Annotated in this window: 12 protein-coding genes; 10 read left to right on the forward strand and 2 right to left on the reverse strand. The window is 40.5% G+C overall.

Going from position 1 to position 17,893, the window contains the following annotated elements; translation table 11 throughout:
• Positions 1–4: 4 nt before the first annotated feature.
• The 10 genes from hepA to GNF10_RS03235 all read left to right on the forward strand — a co-directional run bounded on the left by hepA (position 5) and on the right by GNF10_RS03235 (position 15,259).
• Entirely contained in the window at positions 5–1,846 is a 1,842-nt protein-coding gene (gene hepA, locus GNF10_RS03190) for a heterocyst formation ABC transporter subunit HepA (RefSeq protein ID WP_185585328.1), read from the forward strand.
• 110 nt (positions 1,847–1,956) lie between these two features.
• Positions 1,957–2,796 (forward strand): hypothetical protein, encoded by an 840-nt coding sequence (locus tag GNF10_RS03195; protein WP_185585327.1) that lies wholly within the window; start codon positions 1,957–1,959, stop codon positions 2,794–2,796.
• 70 nt (positions 2,797–2,866) lie between these two features.
• A complete protein-coding gene (locus GNF10_RS03200; protein WP_185585326.1) occupies positions 2,867–4,069 on the forward strand; it encodes a glycosyltransferase family 4 protein in 1,203 nt (400 codons plus the stop codon).
• A gap of 63 nt (positions 4,070–4,132) precedes the next feature.
• Positions 4,133–5,125 (forward strand): glycosyltransferase family 2 protein, encoded by a 993-nt coding sequence (locus GNF10_RS03205; RefSeq protein WP_185585325.1) that lies wholly within the window; start codon positions 4,133–4,135, stop codon positions 5,123–5,125.
• 189 nt (positions 5,126–5,314) lie between these two features.
• The gene (locus tag GNF10_RS03210; protein WP_185585324.1) at positions 5,315–6,517 is read left to right on the forward strand and encodes a glycosyltransferase family 4 protein; all 1,203 of its coding nucleotides are present in this window, start codon (positions 5,315–5,317) and stop codon (positions 6,515–6,517) included.
• Positions 6,435–7,361, forward strand: coding sequence for a glycosyltransferase family 2 protein (locus tag GNF10_RS03215; RefSeq protein WP_185585323.1), 927 nt, complete (start codon positions 6,435–6,437; stop codon positions 7,359–7,361). Before GNF10_RS03210 ends, GNF10_RS03215 begins: the two co-directional genes overlap by 83 nt.
• 89 nt (positions 7,362–7,450) lie before the next feature.
• On the forward strand, positions 7,451–8,881 hold the full coding sequence (locus GNF10_RS03220; protein ID WP_185585322.1) for an O-antigen ligase domain-containing protein: 1,431 nt from the start codon (positions 7,451–7,453) through the stop codon (positions 8,879–8,881).
• A 227-nt stretch (positions 8,882–9,108) separates the two neighbouring features.
• Complete coding sequence (locus tag GNF10_RS03225; RefSeq protein ID WP_185585321.1) at positions 9,109–10,239, forward strand: glycosyltransferase family 4 protein; 1,131 nt, start codon at positions 9,109–9,111, stop codon at positions 10,237–10,239.
• A 691-nt stretch (positions 10,240–10,930) separates the two neighbouring features.
• Positions 10,931–13,159, forward strand: a complete 2,229-nt coding sequence (locus tag GNF10_RS03230) for an EAL domain-containing protein (protein WP_185581338.1) — start codon at positions 10,931–10,933, stop codon at positions 13,157–13,159.
• Positions 13,160–13,675: 516 nt separating this feature from the next.
• A complete protein-coding gene (locus GNF10_RS03235) occupies positions 13,676–15,259 on the forward strand; it encodes a mechanosensitive ion channel family protein (protein ID WP_185580704.1) in 1,584 nt (527 codons plus the stop codon).
• Between the two features lie 423 nt (positions 15,260–15,682).
• On the opposite strand, the gene GNF10_RS03240 is transcribed toward GNF10_RS03235, so the two are convergent.
• Positions 15,683–16,594, reverse strand: a complete 912-nt coding sequence (locus GNF10_RS03240) for a M23 family metallopeptidase (protein WP_185580705.1) — start codon at positions 16,592–16,594, stop codon at positions 15,683–15,685.
• A gap of 627 nt (positions 16,595–17,221) precedes the next feature.
• Complete coding sequence (locus tag GNF10_RS03245) at positions 17,222–17,659, reverse strand: hypothetical protein (RefSeq protein WP_185580706.1); 438 nt, start codon at positions 17,657–17,659, stop codon at positions 17,222–17,224.
• Between the last annotated feature and the right edge of the window lie 234 nt (positions 17,660–17,893).

Genomic DNA, 17,893 nt, shown 5'->3' on the forward strand with positions numbered 1-17,893 from the left:
ATCCATGAATTCTCAACTTCCTCAAAAATTCCGTAGTCTGCTCAAAGCTTCCAGCTTTTGGCAAGACAACTATTTGATATTGCGAGAATTTAAACACTTTCGCAAAATAGTAATTTTAGCTCTGACATTCTCAATTTTAGCAGCAACCTTTGAAGGAGTAAGCATTGGTTTTTTACTCTCCTTCTTGCAAAGCTTAACTAGTCCAAATGCTCAACCTGTCCAAACAGGAATAGAATGGTTTGATACTTTAGTCTTAGGATCTAAGTCATCATCAATTAACCGTCTATACCGCATATCTTCACTGATATTATTAAGTACTTGGTTACGTGTCGCCTTCAATTATTTTGGACTAGTTTATACTGAATTATCCCAACTGCATTTTGGTGATCGCTTACGCAAGCAAATTTTTGAACAATTACAATCCTTATCGTTAAGCTACTTTGCCAAAACTCGTTCTGGTGAACTAATTAACACAATAACCACAGAAATAGAAAGAATCAGGCAAGGTTTCAGTGGTGCAGCCTTTTTAGTAACTAGAGGCATAACAACTCTTGTCTACTTAATCTCAATGTTTTTGATATCATGGCAACTCACCGTGATTTCAGCATTACTATTTACACTGTTAGGTGTAGGGTTATCTAATCTGAATGCCAGAGTCAGAGAATCCAGTTTTGGCATGACAACTGCCAATGCTAACTTTACATCAACAGCCATAGAATTTATTAATGGCATTCGCACTGTTCATTCTTGTGGTACTCAAGAATTTGAGCGCCAGCGTTACTACAAAGCTAGCGATAAGGTAGTAAGTACTACAACAAAAGTTGTATTCACTTGGACACTTGTGAAGCCAATTGCCGAAGGGGTAGCCACTACGGTGTTGGTGGGAATGATTATTTTGGCATTCACTAGCCTGGTTAGTAATGGAACGCTACAAGTTGCTTCTTTGCTAACATTTTTCTTTGTGTTATTTCGCTTCATCCCGTTTGTTCAAGATATTAATGGTACACGAGCATTTCTCAGTACTCTACATGGCTCGGCAGACAACATTAAAAATTTGTTGAAAAGTGATGATAAACATTATTTTAAGAATGGGAAACTTCAGTTTAAAGCTTTAGAAAGGGCAATAAATTTAGTATCTGTAGATTTCGGTTACGATGACCAAAATATAGTACTGCATAACATTACCCTAACCATTGAAAAAGGGAAAATGACTGCGCTAGTCGGAGCATCTGGTGCTGGTAAAACCACCCTTGCTGATTTAATCCCCCGATTTTACAATGCTACAGAGGGAAATGTTTATATCGATGAAGTTGATATAAGACTATTTGAAATTAACTCTCTACGTCGTAAAATAGCTGTTGTCAGTCAGGATACATTTATCTTTAATACTGATGTTTGGCAAAATATTGCTTATGGTACTCCACAAGCTACTAATGAGCAAATTCAAGAAGCTGCTAAATTAGCGAATGCCCTGGAATTTATTTTAGAAATGCCCGAAGGTTTTAATACCCAATTGGGAGATCGGGGTGTTAGATTATCTGGAGGACAAAGACAGCGAATTGCGATCGCGCGGGCCCTACTACGGAACCCAGAAATTTTGATTTTGGATGAAGCAACTAGCGCCTTAGATTCTGTATCAGAGCGCTTAATTCAAGACTCATTAGAAAAGCTATCTGTGGGTAGAACAGTAATTGCGATCGCTCACCGTCTTTCTACTATTGCGAAAGCAGATAAAGTCGTAGTACTAGAAGCAGGACGGATAGTAGAACAGGGCAAGTATCAAGAATTACTCGCACGCCAAGGCAAGCTGTGGGAATATCACCAGATGCAATACTATAATTCGTAATTCGTAATTGGCTACGCCCCGCTACCCTAAAGTAATTCGTAATTTACTAAATATAAATTACGAATTCATTTCCCTACTCAGTTATTGATAATTTTAACAAGGAAAAATAAATGGTAAATATAGGATACCACACTGCTAAAATTCAGGGTAAATTTAATCGTTCTCTATATAAAGCAGCCATTTCTCAGATTGTCAGCATCCCGATAAAGCAAACTCGGCAAGTTCCGGTAAGTATCTATGCCTTATCATGCGAACGCGATCTACCAGAACAAGTGGCAAGTATTCGCTCATTCATTCGTCATGTCGGCATTCCAGAGACATTTACTGTAGTTTCTGATGGCAGTTATACTGATTCTAGTTGTAATTTACTCAGCCGCATCCATCCCTGCGTTCAGGTAATACTTTTACAAAACTTCCTGAGAACAGATTTACCTCAATGTGTTCTTGATTATGCCCAACTGCATCCAATGGGCAGAAAGTTGTCGGCATTGATGTCGATTCCTGTTAATGGTACTACGATTTACACTGATTCGGATATTCTATTTTTTCCTGGCGGAATTGACTTGATTGATTTGAGCAAGTCGGATGATAAATACTCTCTTTATCTACCTGATTGTTCTATGTCGCTAGATGAGCGAATTATTTATGATGAGTCTGAAAAATTGAATCCTGTAAATGGTGGATTTATATTATTTAGGCATGAATTTGACTGGAGTTTTGCCATCGAGCGTTTAGCAAATCTTCAAAAAGCTCCAAGTTATTTCACTGAGCAAACGATTGTACATTTAACCATGCACCACAATCATGGTAAACCTCTATGTACAAAAAAATATGTTCTTAATGTAGAAGATCAGTTTATTTATCCTGATAAATCTGCAAGTAAAAACATTGCTCTCAGACATTATGTAAGTGATGTTAGACACAAGCTTTGGTTTAATGTTGGCATATAAGTTGATGAAGATAAGCCTCTATTGATATGAGGAATTTAATTAATAAAAACGTAAAGACAAATGGTGATTAATGCTTAACTCAATCAATGAAGCCAAACAAGATAATAAACAATTGCACAGAGGTATTTTTGAAGAAGACCTGATTTATCAATGCTCGAATTTTGATGTAGGCGAGGGCGGAGGTGTTGAAACTTATTTAGCTTCTCTGTTTGAACATCGACCACCTGAAGTTAGCGATCGCGTGATAAAATCGCTCAAGGGTGTTGACCAAAGCCAATTCAAGCTGCTGCACATCCACAGCCCAGATTTACTATTGCAGCTTACAGGTGAATGTCCTACTGTATTTAGTGTTCATAATCACTCATTGTACTGTCCTAGTGGCACAAAATATTTAGCTGGGCAACGGACAATCTGCGATCGCAACTTCTCTTACTTAGGTTGTACCTGGGGTAAATTAGCAGATAAATGTGGTAGCCGTAGACCGTTAAGAACTCTTAAAGAACTTCAAAATACTCATCAGTTATTAGATACCTTAAAAAAGGTAAAAATTACCTTTGTTGCTAATAGCGAATATGTGCGTCAAGAGTTGATTAAAAATGGTGTACCCCCGGAGCAAACTGTAACGCTACACTGCGGTATTTCTGTACCGCAAATAAAGACTGCTCCCCTGAGTTTAGAAGTCCACCAAAATCATAGAATTTTGTTTGTTGGTCGCATTGTTTCTGATAAAGGTCTGGAATGGCTGCTTAAAAGCTTAATACATACAAATCCAGAAATTAAACTTGATATTGCAGGTGAAGGCTGGGAACGGCCACGGTTAGAAAAGTTAGCAAACACACTCGGATTAAGTAATCGGATCGTTTGGCATGGTTGGTGTGATGCTGACAAAATAAATCAACTTTATCAACAGTGTTTTGCAGTCATCTTCCCTAGTGTTTGGCCTGAACCTGCCGGTCTTGTAACTCTGGAAGCATACTCTAATTATCGGCCTGTAATTGGTAGTGCAGTCGGAGGTATTCCAGAACATTTACAAGATGGGGAAACGGGCATTCTGGTTCCAGGTAATAATATCAAAAAGCTGGTTGATGCTATTCATGAGTTATATGGAGATCATCAAAAAAGCCGACAAATGGGTGAACAAGGTCATGCTTTATTGATGAATGAATTTACAATGGCGGCTCATGTAAGTAATCTGCAAACAATTTATGCAAAAACAATAGCTGACTTTCCTTCGAGAACGAAAAAATTATATAGTATTTCTCAAGTGAAATAAGCTGAGTTTAGTCGAAATTTTATAAGGTGCATCTTTTATCTATTAAATATAAAGGAAAAAAATATGTCGTTATCTCAAGAATGCCAACAGCCTTTAGTCAGCGTTATTATCCCTACCTATAATCGACCAGATTATCTCAAGCAAGCGATTGCTAGTGCTATTAAACAGACTTATCAGAATATCGAAATTATTGTTTCAGACAATTGCAGTCCAGAAAATCCTCAAGCACTTGTGGCATCTTTTGGTGATTCACGCATCAGATTTTGGCGACATCAGCAAAATGTGGGTATGATAGCTAATCAGCAGCATGGCTTCAAGATGGCGCGAGGTAAATATATTGCTAGTCTTCATGATGATGATATGTGGAATGAAGATTTTCTAGCAAAGATTGTACCAGTTCTGGAAGTAAATCCTGAGTTAATTCTCGCTTTTTGTGACCAATATATCATAGATGCAAATGGCATAATTGATAATGCTGGGACTGAAAAAAATACACGCGGTTATAAGCGAGATAAACTGAAAGAAGGAATTTATCAACCTTTCCACAAAGTTGGATTGGTAGATAAAAGTATCCCTACTGCTGCATCTTGTGTAATTCGCAATAATCTTGTCGATTGGGATAGTATTCCTCCAGAAGTTGGTGGGATGTGGGATTTATATTTAACTTACCTGTGTTGTATATCGGGTTATGGCGCTTACTACTATCCAGAAAGACTGACGCGATATCGCGCCCATGAGCAAACTGATACTATGCTCAGTGGTAGTCGAGATGTCCAGGCAAAAATTCGCAAAGCTAAAAGCGAAATGTTTTGTTATCAAGTCTTTATGGAAGACGCTCGTTTACAGCAATTTAGGACGTATTTTCAACAGAAATGGTTAGAGGCTAATACAACTTTGGGTATTGGTTTACTGCGAAGTAAAGAGATAGCGGTAGCACGTCCTTATTTTTGGCAGGCGCTGACTAAACAAAAGTTTAATGCGCGAACATTAGTCGCACTAAGTCTTAGTTTTACTCCGCAATTTTTGGCAAATAAATTAATAGAGTTGTCGAAATAGTAGAGTCTTGTAGGGGTAATTAATGAATTGCCCTTATCTGAAAATTTATCTTTTTGGCTATTGTTTACGTAAATCCTGTTTTTAACGAACCGCAAAGGGCGCAAAGAGCGCGAAGGTAAGAAAAGAAGATTATTTGAAGTTCTCTGGCTGCGGTTCTATGTGAGTTTATATTACTAAAGAAGGTATTGGATGAAACTTTGTATTGTTACTCATAAAATTAAGAAAGGTGATGGACAGGGACGGGTAAACTATGAGGTTGCTAATGAAGCGATTCGTCGTGGTCATCAACTGACATTATTAGCTAGTGAAGTCGCACCAGAACTAGAGGAGAATAGTCAAGTTAATTGGATTCCCATTCCAGTCAAAGACTATCCAACAGAATTTTTGCGTAATCTCATATTTGCCAGAAAAAGTGCAAATTGGTTGCGGAAAAATCGCTCTGAGATTGATTTAGTTAAAGTCAATGGCGCAATTAATCTGGCTGCGGCTGATGTGAATGCTGTACATTTTGTCCACAGTTCATGGTTGCGATCGCCTGTTCATATTTCTCGCAACCGCCGAGATTTATATGGTTTATACCAATGGCTGTTTACGGCTTTTAATGCCCGTTGGGAAAAACAGGCTTTCCAAAAGGCGCAGGTTGTTGTGGCTGTATCGGAAAAGGTAGCGCAGGAATTAGTCAACATTGGTGTACCGCGTTCTCGCATTCGCGTAATTATCAATGGCGTTGACTTAGAAGAATTTACCCCTGGTGAAACAGATCGCCAAAAGTTGGGTTTACCGGAAAATGTCACCCTAGCATTATTCGCCGGAGACATCCGCACACCCAGAAAGAACTTAGACACTGTACTGCACGCCTTGGTGAAAGTTCCCGATTTACATTTGGTGGTAGTGGGACACACTCAAAATAGCCCTTTCCCTCAGTTAGCAGCCTCTTTGGGGTTAAGTAAGCGCGTGCATTTTGTGGGATTTCGCCGTGATATCCCTCAAATTATGCAAGGCGTAGATTTATTTGTTTTTCCTTCCCGATACGAAGCTTGCAGTCTCGTATTGTTAGAAGCACTTTCTTCAGGACTGCCAGTAATTACTGCCACAGCCACCGGGGGCGGAGAGTTAGTCACACCAGAATGTGGCATCGTTTTATCCGACTCAGATGATATTGATGCTTTGGCTGTGGCATTGCTGACTTTGGTAAGTAGTCCCGCCCTCATACAGCAAATGGGCAAAGCTGCTCGTTCTGTGGCAGAAAAACATAGCTGGACTACTATGGCACAAACTTATGTGGATTTATTCGAGGAGTTGAGCAAGAATGCGGAACACCGTTCTGATACCGACTTATCGCCGTCCACAAGACCTATCACGCTGCCTTTTGGCGCTACAGGAGCAAATTAAACCCGTCGATCAGGTGATAGTGGTTGTCCGCGATACGGATGCAGATACTTGGCAATTCTTGGCGCAATTAAACGCGCCCAATCTGCCACTGCATACTGTAAAAGTCACACAACCGGGGGTAGTCGCAGCCCTCAATGCCGGACTAGCAGCAGTGGAGGGTGATATTGTCTCCATTACTGATGATGATGCCGCACCTCACCCAGATTGGTTAGAGCGTATCGCTGCTTACTTTACCTCAGATAGTCGCCTCGGCGGTTTGGGAGGGCGTGATTGGGTATACCACGGCAGCAAATTAGAAGACGAATCTCGCCCAGTGGTGGGACAGTTGCAGTGGTTTGGGCGAGTGATTGGCAACCATCATCTGGGAGTGGGAGAACCCCGCGAAGTCGATATTCTCAAAGGCGTAAACATGAGTTTTCGTAAAGAGGCCATCGGAGAATTGCGGTTTGATGAGCGGATGCGTGGTACTGGGGCGCAGGTACATTTTGAAATGGCATTTACTCTGGCATTAAAGCGGGCTGGTTGGAAGATAATTTACGATCCTAATGTTGCTGTAGACCACTATCCTGCACAACGTTTTGATGAAGATCAGCGAAATAATTTTAATGAGATTGCCTTTATTAATTTAGTCCATAATGAAACCTTAGTTTTACTAGAACATTTGCCATTTATCCGCCGGATTGTATTTTTATTCTGGGCAGTATTTGTGGGTACGTGCGATAGTTTGGGTTTCGTACAATGGCTGAGATTTTTACCTAGCCAAGGGCAATTGGCAGGGAAAAAATTGTTGGCATCTTGGCGTGGGCGTTGGCAGGGATATAAACAATTTGTCATTGGTCATTAGTCATTTGTCATTGGTCATTGGTCATTGGCATTGCAGACTGATTATTTCATTTGGGATTTTTTATGTGTAAATCTAAAATCTAAAATTGAATGAATTCTAGACAGATACTTTACAATAGTTTTTTAGAAGAAAATTATTCTCCTCAAGAGCGATCGCAACAGGGATGGATGGCGATCGCAGGCTTTATACTACTAACTGTAGTTTGCTATTTTGCTGGTGCTACTGCTGCATTACGTCTAATTTACCCGATGACGGCTTTAGCTGTAGCCGTGTTTTTATACTTGCGGCATCCCATTCTCTACGTCAGCTTTACTTGGTGGATTTGGTTTCTCACGCCCTTAGCTACCCGCTTAGTTGACTATAAGGTAGGTTGGGATGCTACTCGTCAGATGCTCATAGCACCATACTTGGTGGTGTTTGTAACCATAGCAACATTTTTGCGGCATTTTCCCCGCGCCTCACGTCAAGGGGGTTTGCCATTTGTTTTAGCTTTTATCGGAGTCTTTTATGGCTTTCTCATCGGTCTGATTTATAACCCACCAATCCCTGTAGCACGCGGACTACTGGATTGGCTCAGTCCGATTATCTTCGCTTTTCACTTATTTATAAACTGGCGAGATTATCCTAGTTATCGCCAGAATATTCAACGAACATTTCTTTGGTGCGTGTTACTTTTAGGAACTTATGGCATATATCAATTCGTAGTAGCTCCTGAGTGGGATAGGTATTGGCTCATTCAATCAAAACTATTTATGAGTTCTGGGAACCCTGTACCTTTTGGGATGCGTGTCTGGAGTACATTGCACTCAGTCGGCCCTTTTGGTTCCGTCATGCAAGCTGGTTTACTGTTGTTATTTACCAGTTCAGGAAATTTAATTTTTCCTGCTTCAGCTGTTGGTTACTTGTCGTTTCTACTAACACAAGCGCGAACTAATTGGGGAGGCTGGTTATTTGGAATAATTATGATTGTGGGTTCAGTCAAGGCACGAATTCAAATGCGCTTGATCGTTATAATTGCGGTGATGGCAATTTGTGTTGTGCCATTGACAACCATTGAGCCAATTGCTGGGGTTGTATCAGCCCGTTTGGAAACTTTTTCTAATCTTCAAGATGATACAAGTTTTAAAGATAGATCGGGAAGTTATGACAAAAACCTTGGTCTAGCACTTTCTAATGGTTTAGGTAACGGCTTAGGAAATATCTGGAAAGTCAATGAAAAAACTGGTCAAATTGAAGTAGTGGTAATTGATAGTGGCATCTTAGATATGTTTTTCACCCTTGGTTGGTTTGGAGCCATCTTTTATATGGGTGGATTAATCTTGTTAATTATTAGTGTTAGCAGTTATGGTGAGGGACGTTTTGATAGTTTTATTAGTGCTGCCCGCGCCATTGGCATCAGTTCTGCTACACAGCTAATTATCGGTAGCGGAATGTTGAGTGTAGCAGGGATGATTCTTTGGGGATTTTTAGCTATGGCTATGGCAGGACATAAATACTATAGCAATCCGAAAAATTCCTAAATATAGCAATCCTAAACCATTGGTTAAAATTACATATTTCTTTCTTCTTTCTTCTTTCTTCCCTTTGCGTCCTTTGCGTCCTTAGCGGTTCGTTTCCTTATCTATATTTTTTAGCACCTGGCGCAACACAGAGAGAAGAAAAAAATAAAATGCTTAATCCAAGCGTATTGCTATATCAATTGAGTGAGAAAACAAAATCTTACAACTTAAATAGGACTGATTAAATTATGAAAGCAATTATTGTAATGCCACTAGCCGAACAACGAGGCGGCGGTGAAATGATGCTTTGGGATTTGGTACAGCAAGGACGTAATGCTGGTGTTGAGTGGCTGGTGATATTTTTAGAACACGGCCCAATGGTAGAACAAGTAAAGTCCCTTGGTATAGATGCGCGAGTTGTGGAAAGTGGACGTTTACGCCAAATCCACCGTTTTATTGGTGCTGTTTTTCAGATAGCTGCGATCGCACGCCGCGAACGTGCAGATATAATTGTCAATTGGATGTGGATTACGCATATATCTGGAGGCTTGGCGGCAATGCTGGCTGGTTTGCCTGCTGTCTGGTATCAGCTAGAAGTACCTAGCGATAAAACTTGGTTGGTACGACTCGCTACTTTAATCCCAGCCCGCGCAATTATCACCCTTTCTCAAGATGGTAAGCAAGCACAAGCAGAGATTTGGCCTCATAGGCCAACACCCTTGGTTTATCCCGGTGTTGCACTAGATCGATTTGAGCCTGATGCTTTGCCAACTCCTGAAGAAGCACGGCGAAAACTAGGCTTACCTTTACACGGCCCGTTGATTGGAATTGTGGGACGATTGCAACGATGGAAGGGAATGCACATATTGGTGCAAGCGATGCCCAAAATTTTAGAGAAGTATCCTGATGCTCATTGTGTGGTAGTTGGCGGTAAGCACGATTTAGAACCCGACTATGAAGACTTTTTAAAAGCAGAAATCACAAACTTGGGCTTGAAAGAACAAGTAATTATGGCTGGACTACAGCGTAATATCCCGGAGTGGGTGCAGGCGATGGATGTATTCGTTCATGCCTCGGATAAAGAACCCTTTGGAATTGTGATTATTGAAGCGATGGCGCTGGGTAAACCTGTAATTGCTGGCGATGCAGGCGGCCCGACAGAAATTATTACCGATGGGATGAATGGACTATTAACACCTTACGGTGATGCGGATAAATTAGCGATCGCAATTCTCCGCTATCTTGACGAACAAGAATTCGCCCACAGTGCAGGAATAGCTGCCAGGCAACGCGCTTTAGATTTTTCAACACAGAATTATGCTCAAAACTTTATTAGTGCAATTCGTTCTGCAATACCCAGTGTTTCATCTGCTGAATGAAACAGTAAACTTTTTGTAAAAGTCAATTTTAGGAAAATGAAACCACAGATTGATGCTAATGAATTATCTATGTACTATCTGTGGTTAAAAAATAATACAAAGTCTCCAGCGATCGCAATTCTCCGCTATCTTGGCGAGTAGAGATGTTCCATTGCAACGTCTCTACTCTTCTTTTTGACATTAATTACTTAACTGTCTTATCTATCAGCCTACTTGAGTGATGTAAAAACTAACACTAGTCACATCGCTTAACGATATGGATAAAGTCGAGCTAAATTAAGTGAGTGGGCGTAAATAATTGTCGTTGGGATAAGGCAATAGGCAATCTTGCTACAGTCAATAGGCATAAGGGTTTTAGCCTAGTTCATTTTTATTTACATAGTTTGATTTTATTGTACCAACTTACTTAGTCTAGCAAAAAATTATTCCTTACCTAGCTGATTTTTCTTTTGATTTCATGGCTTAAATTCTTTATCTAACTCTTATTAATTTGCTTCATTCTACAAAATTGATCGACTATTACTTAAACATTTGGTACAAAGCTATAGATGTGCTGCTCTGTTATCTGATACAGCCAATTTTTCAAATTACCGAACTCATCAAATCTTCATATATTTGAAGCATAGTTTATCTTTTATTGTAAAAATAGTGGGAATAATAAAATAAATTTGATTGAACAAAGTAGTTAGCTATGAGCCAGATATGTTCTATCTCCAAAACCTGTGCTTGTCGCAATGTTGGACGCTGCCAGACCAAGGAGGCAGGCAGGCTCTTTCTCTGGTTCCCAGTTCCACATACCCTCAAAAAAGTCACCTCCTACCTACAGCAGCTTGGCCTTGAGTATGAACTGATGCACGAGCGACCAGGTTTGAGTTTGAAGTGTAAACCCGGACAGTCCATAGAAATTGCCCGTAACCTGGCCAAACTACTTGCACCTAGAGAATTAAAAGAGACGCAAGTCCTTTTCATTGAAGGTAATATCCAACCTCAACTCCATGATTTTAGTGATATAGCCTCATTACAACGCTTCATTAAGTTGAACCAATCCGACTGGCTGGTTGAAATGCTGGCAACGGAACGATTCACCAGTTACTTCCAACCAATTGTCTCAATTAACGATACATCGCAGATTTTTGGATATGAATCGCTCTTGAGGGGACTGGATGAAGAAGGCAATTTAGTGCTGCCGACACCAATTGTGGAGTTAGCAACCGAAGCCGGACTAATGCCACAACTCGACCAAGTTGCTCGCCTTAGCGCAATCACTGAATTCAGTCGGTATAAAGTGAGCGGGCATATCTTCATCAATTTTGCACCAACATCACTTTATGATCCAGCTTTTTGCCTACGTAGTTCAGTGGAAGCAATTGATACTGCCGGAATTTCCCACGATCGCGTTGTCTTTGAAGTTGTAGAATCAGATAATCCTCAAGATTTAACCCATCTCAAGGCAGTGCTTAAATACTACCGGGATGCTGGATTTTTAGTAGCTCTTGATGACCTTGGTTCTGGCTATTCCAGCCTAAACTTGCTGCATCAGTTACGTCCAGACTTTATCAAGCTGGATATGGAGTTAATTCGAGATGTACATCAAGACCTTTACAAAGCTTCGATTACCGAGAAGCTTTTAGAGATTACTCAAAAGTTAAACATCCAAACCGTTGCTGAAGGAATTGAGTGTATTGAGGAACTGAACTGGCTGCGAGAACGAGGTGCAAATCTTGCTCAAGGCTATTTGATTGCTAAACCTAGTGCAGTGCCTGTCACTACAACCCCTCACTTTGATCCGATCGCGTTAAATGTAGCATCGACAGATTCTAAGCTGGTTAAGCGGCATGTCCAACACCAAAATGAGTCCGAGCGAATTGTCGCGGCTGTGACGCAGCGCATTCGACAATCGTTAGAGTTAGATGAGATTTTGCAAACCACAGCAGCCGAAGTGCGGCAACTGTTTGAGGTAGACCGAGTAATAATTTACCAGTTTGAGCCAGACTGGAGTGGGTTAGTAGCTGTAGAATCCTTAGCAGAAGAGTGCATGTCCATTCTGGGATTTCACGTTATGGATACATGCTTTAAATCTACCCGTGCAATTTACTTTCAACAAGGTAACACCAGAGCGATCGAAGACGTTGAAACTGCCGGATTATCGCCGTGTCATCTTGACCTCCTGCGGAGTTTGCAAATCCGGGCAAACCTTGTTGTACCTATCTTGCAGAAAGAGCGTTTGTGGGGACTATTAATTGCTCACCAATGCCGTAATGCCCGACAATGGCAGCAATCGGAGATTAACTTGTTTAACCAGTTAGCAGGACAAGCTGCGATCGCTATTCAGCAATCAGAACTTTACCACCAATTACAACAAGCAAACCAAGAATTACAGCGCCTTGCCTGTTCGGATGGTCTGACCCAAGTGGGAAATAGACGCTGCTTTGATGACACATTCACCACACAGTGGCAACGGTTGGCACGAGAGCAAGGTTCGCTATCTTTGATTTTGTGCGATGTCGATTACTTTAAGCTTTACAACGATACACATGGACATCTGGCAGGAGATGATGCCCTCAGACAGGTTGCTAAGGTAATCTCTCAGACAGTCAAATGCCCTACTGATTTAGTTGCTCGTTATGGTGGAGAAGAATTTGCAGTTATTTTACCGAATACCGATATCGAAGGGGCCATTGCAATTGCAAGAGATATTCAGATCAATATTAATGCATTAAAAATGCCTCATCCCCATTCTCAGGTCAGCGAATTTATCACTCTCAGTCTTGGTGTGGCAACCATCACTCCTCATAGCCAATTATCTCCCGCAACCTTAATTGCTGCTGCTGACCAGGGACTCTACCAGGCAAAAGCACAAGGAAGAAATTGTGTGGTGCAGATAAACTGTGAGGATGTTGAGCCTAAATCTTTCCTTTAGTAGGGGCGCAAGGTCTTGCGCCCCTAACGTATGGTCTATTTACCTGAAAATCGCTTTAATTAAAAAAAGGTCAATTTATATTTTTTAATATAGATTGCTTTATTTCCACCCATTTGGCTTGAAAGTACTGAGTAAAAAATACTATTCCCCAGTCCTCAGTTTCTCTTTCATATATTTTGGTGTGTGTAGTTTATTCCGGTTACTTAACGGTTTTCAAATGCCCACTCCACAAGATTGGATAATTTATTTCTTGGAGTTCCCTTATCAATGAACATACACTTAAGTACGTTAGATTATAAGGTGATTTATACAACATCTAAAGCCGAAATTACACAAATATCTTCCTTAAAGGCTTTTTGGAAATCATCACTTAGATATAAAGTGATTTAAATGTTAATAGCTTGACAACAGATGATTATATGAAATAATTATCATCTATCTTATAGAGATATCAAAGTATCTCTCAATAGGTTCTGATAATAAAACGCTTAAATTATTTAAGTTTTATGATCGCGCATGAATATATTAATCATTTTAGCTGAAGTCAGCCTCGTAATCTTTGTTTTTTTATTACTGAACTGGCTGGTAAGCAAGTTATTCAAGCTATTTACAAAGACCTCTATATTAAAGAGCGAAGATAGAAGTATCAAAACCTTGCGTCGGAACATCACAGGGTTATTGTTACTCGCTTTCTTGGTGTCATGTATTTTGATTGTAGGTGCTAATGGTTATCTAGTTTATCGTGGCGAAAACCTTCAACAATACACCATAGCAATGCTTGAGCGTATTCCATCAGGATTTTGGATAACTCTAGGAATTGGCATAGCTCAGAGCATTGGCACTTTCATATTAGCCGCGATCGCACTGAAATTTCTGAAATATTGGCTGAAGCTAGCTAGCACTCGCGCCAAGAACTTAGAAAAAAATACTGCCGATGATGAAAGTATTGATGCTTTCTTTAACGCGCTCTATCACAGAATTAGCGGTGGAATCTGGCTATGGGCTGTCATCTTGTGTGCCCAGTTTCTTAAATTGCCAGCAACGGTTTCAGAATATTTGTATATTGCACTGCGAATCTATTTAATTATTGCCGTCGGGTTGCTGATTCTCAAAGCAGTCGCGGCGGTAGTTGATTTTCTTGATGCTCTCAGCGTCAGATACTCCAACCCTGATAACCTCTTAAGATTCTACGATCGCCTCCGACACCTAATACCCTTTTTAAAACGGTGTCTGGAATTTGTAATTTATGTCTGCATGGCAACATTGGTGATTCAACAGGTACAGTTAATCGCCAATATTGCAGCTTTTGGCCCGCGAATCATCAAGATCATCGGCATCATCTTCATTAGTCGTGTGTTGTTTGAGGTCGTTTACTTACTTGTTGAAGAGGTGCTGTTTAAAGACCGGAATCTAACTGATATTCAAAGAAGTAGACGCTTGACACTCGTTCCTCTTTTTCGTAGTTTCTTACAATATTTTGTATACTTTGCTGCTATTATCTCTATTCTCTATACTCTTGACATTGACCCAACTCCTATACTTGCAGGTGCTGGTATTGCCGGCATAGCTGTAGGTTTAGGGGCACAGACACTGATAAATGATATAGTCTGCGGCTTCTTTATTCTGTTTGAAAACTACTACTTAGTGGGTGATTATATCGAGGCTGGGAAAGCCGAAGAGAAAGTTGTCGAAGGTGTTGTTGAAGCAATTGAACTCAGAACCACTCGTATTAGACATCCCAATGGTCAATTGCAGATTATTCGCAATGGAGATATTGGCTCAATTACTAATTATTCTAAACAGTATATCTTTGCAGTAGTAGAAGTTGGTGTGCCCTATAATTCCAACTTAGCCCATGTGTACAAAGTCATTGAGGAGGTAGGACAACAGTTAAAAACAAACGATCCAGATGTACTTGAAGGTACACAGATAGACGGAGTGGAAAGCCTTGGAGAATCTAACTTGTTGCTGCGGACATTAACGAAAGTGAAGCCAGGAAAACATCTTCAGATTCAACGGGTTCTTCGGAAGATTTTTACGGATGCACTACTGCGCGAAGGAATTGTAATTCCCATCCGTGCCGAAAGTGCTGAAGGTTAATTTGGCACTTTATTTTTAACGAGCATTGCGAGTTGGTGTTATATCAGGCTGGAAGAAATTTGAAAGCTAGCAAAAATTGTGTCCATTCATACAGCAAAATAGTAACGATTGTTATAGGCTTGAAAAGCCCTTTACTTTTATACTTTTGGCGAAACTTCACCGCCAAACAAGCACCAGAGCGATAGGAAATTACTTATGACCAAATGCGATTGATAATTATCAAACGTAAATTTGGTTAAGCTGAACATATCCCTGTCAGCAGCATAAGTGACATCCTACGCCCTGGTTATCTCTTTTAACTAGACTTAAACAAAAGCAAGCCCCGCATCATAATTGATAATTTCTATAGCAATATATAGATAACTATGGAATCACTGAGCAAATTAATCAACTCAAGCCATAGTCAAACATTAAATACTAACTTTATGGTGATTTTGTTAAAGTATAAAATTTGTCAGAACGCATTTGAGTGCCATTTCGCCAAACTTCCACTCTTTCAGGGCTGACTAAATAATAAAAACTACCATTATCTGCTCGATATCTGCCTTTACCAATATTCAAAGCTGCTATTTTTATAGGCTTGCTTGGGTCTTGCTTCAACTGCCCAATATAAAATAACTGGCCATTTTCTTCACAGACCTTTACATGAATATTTGCAGTCTCACCATCAATAATGGTAACTCCATTGCACTTAGTATCACTGCTTATAGGTGCAAAACCTATTGGAGGCAATGAAGGTGAAACTTGCTTTGCTACAGAGGTTGTCGAGACTGGGCGGTTCGGATTATCCACTTGCTGAATTTTAGAAGCAGGGGAAACACTTGCAGTTAAAGATGTCAATAGACGAAGAGGATCAACTGCTATTCGACCATTTGGATGAACTTCAAAATGGAGATGAGGTGCTGTACTATTGCCTGTAGATCCCATCTCAGCAATAATTTGACCTTGAATAACCTGTTGATCCTTGCTCACCAGCAAACGGCGATTATGACCATAAACAGTAGTGCTACCGTCAAGATGTTTAATAGTTATGGCATTGCCTAACCCCCAATTATCCCAACCTGCTTTTACAACAGTACCCGATGCAGCAGCAACAACTGGAGTTCCAGATGCCCCTGCAATATCAATTCCTTCATGTTGATATTTGCGAAAGCCTTGAGAAATAAACCCTTGAGTTGGCCAGATTAAGTTAGAAGCAGGGATAGGAGTTTGCCCAATTGGGGAATCGCTTGCTAGCTGTGTTAGGGCAGATGTAGTTGTACTTAATACGGCGGTTAAAGATATTAACCCAATTAGTCCATAAGTGCGGTATCGAAAAACGGTAAGTTTTTTCATAATTGCAAGCCTATTAAAACAATAATTCAGATATAGGACTCATATTTGATTTCTGAAAAAATTCAGTACAACTCAAAGAGCCTTCTTGCCTATTGCCTCCTACACAAATAAGTTTAGAAATCAAAGACGCTCGATAGCGCAGCGTAAAGCCTGCGGCATGGCTTCGCTTAGAGCGATGCAGGAGCGTCTGACTCGCTACCGCTTCGCTATCGGATTGCCATAGTTTCTGATTATTTGCTGTTTCAAGCTAACTCGGAAAATATCAGGAAGTTTAGCAGATATGTTATTTCTAAGACCTTAGCCAGACACTTCCATGCTAAAAGTATAATAAACATTTCAGAAATCAAATATGTTTTATCCAGAACCCTTGTAGAGACGTAGCATTGCTACGTCTCTACATTTATTTTCGAAGATGTCTAATATCTGCTCCGTATGCCAGTTATCGACGCATCGAATGGCGGCATACGTTTATCAATTGCTAGAGTGTTGGGTTTCAAACCCCCAATGTTGTGTCAGCTTTCTGCTTTCTTACGAGAGTTCAGTGGCTTCAATTTAGGAGGGGTCGAATCCTATAAGTAATATTGCTCCTGCTTTGTCTGCGACACGCTGCGCGATCTGCCTTCTGCCTCAAACCTTAGTGTAATTATCGATTACTTTGGCTAAGTCTGGAATAGCTTCTTCTACGTGCTTTTTGGCTGAACCGCGAAGTTTTTCATAGGTTCCTCGCACGATTTGGCGCTTGGCATTCTTGGCTCTAGCATCAGTGACACCCAGTAGCGCATCTGCCGTATGAGAGCGATTTGCACTCAGGTGTCCAATTGGATCGCCTTTCTGTACACCTTCACTCCAGATGGGATCAAGTGCGGTGAAGCACTGCGGCAGGATCTGCTCAACTACGTAGGGGATATATCCTGGCTTGACTCCTTTAAGAGCAGCGAAGGCAGTTTTCAAAGCGATACCGCTCATACCTGACTTGGATGCAAGCTGTACTTCTATCATGTTGCAACATTCATCTACGACCATTGCTTTTTTGGTCGGGTTCAAAAGTCCTTCGCTAAGTCCCATTTCACTTTTCCTTATCTCAGTACTTAATTTCTATTCGACTAACTTTTTTAGCAAGCAGGAAATTACAAAAAATGGTAACAGAGTTAGAGGATGTTATGAACATCACTTTCTGACTACTGAAGGCTTCGTCCATAGCGCAATATGCTTGAGTTAAGGCTTGATTCTCTCTAACCCTCCTTAAAAAGGAGGGAATTAGAGCAAGCCTTGCGTTTACACGGTAGAGTTGGCAGAAAA

The organism is Nostoc sp. UCD121, assembly GCF_014222285.1.
GTDB lineage: Bacteria > Cyanobacteriota > Cyanobacteriia > Cyanobacteriales > Nostocaceae > Nostoc.

What these genes read in the sequence shown, in the direction of transcription:
- hepA (WP_185585328.1), top strand. Translation starts at nt 5, where the DNA reads ATGAATTCTCAACTTCCTCAAAAATTCCGTAGTCTGCTCAAAGCTTCC.
- GNF10_RS03195 (WP_185585327.1), top strand. Translation starts at nt 1,957, where the DNA reads ATGGTAAATATAGGATACCACACTGCTAAAATTCAGGGTAAATTTAAT.
- GNF10_RS03200 (WP_185585326.1), top strand. Translation starts at nt 2,867, where the DNA reads ATGCTTAACTCAATCAATGAAGCCAAACAAGATAATAAACAATTGCAC.
- GNF10_RS03205 (WP_185585325.1), top strand. Translation starts at nt 4,133, where the DNA reads ATGTCGTTATCTCAAGAATGCCAACAGCCTTTAGTCAGCGTTATTATC.
- GNF10_RS03210 (WP_185585324.1), top strand. Translation starts at nt 5,315, where the DNA reads ATGAAACTTTGTATTGTTACTCATAAAATTAAGAAAGGTGATGGACAG.
- GNF10_RS03215 (WP_185585323.1), top strand. Translation starts at nt 6,435, where the DNA reads ATGCGGAACACCGTTCTGATACCGACTTATCGCCGTCCACAAGACCTA.
- GNF10_RS03220 (WP_185585322.1), top strand. Translation starts at nt 7,451, where the DNA reads ATGAATTCTAGACAGATACTTTACAATAGTTTTTTAGAAGAAAATTAT.
- GNF10_RS03225 (WP_185585321.1), top strand. Translation starts at nt 9,109, where the DNA reads ATGAAAGCAATTATTGTAATGCCACTAGCCGAACAACGAGGCGGCGGT.
- GNF10_RS03230 (WP_185581338.1), top strand. Translation starts at nt 10,931, where the DNA reads ATGAGCCAGATATGTTCTATCTCCAAAACCTGTGCTTGTCGCAATGTT.
- GNF10_RS03235 (WP_185580704.1), top strand. Translation starts at nt 13,676, where the DNA reads ATGAATATATTAATCATTTTAGCTGAAGTCAGCCTCGTAATCTTTGTT.
- GNF10_RS03240 (WP_185580705.1), bottom strand. Translation starts at nt 16,594, where the DNA reads ATGAAAAAACTTACCGTTTTTCGATACCGCACTTATGGACTAATTGGG.
- GNF10_RS03245 (WP_185580706.1), bottom strand. Translation starts at nt 17,659, where the DNA reads ATGGGACTTAGCGAAGGACTTTTGAACCCGACCAAAAAAGCAATGGTC.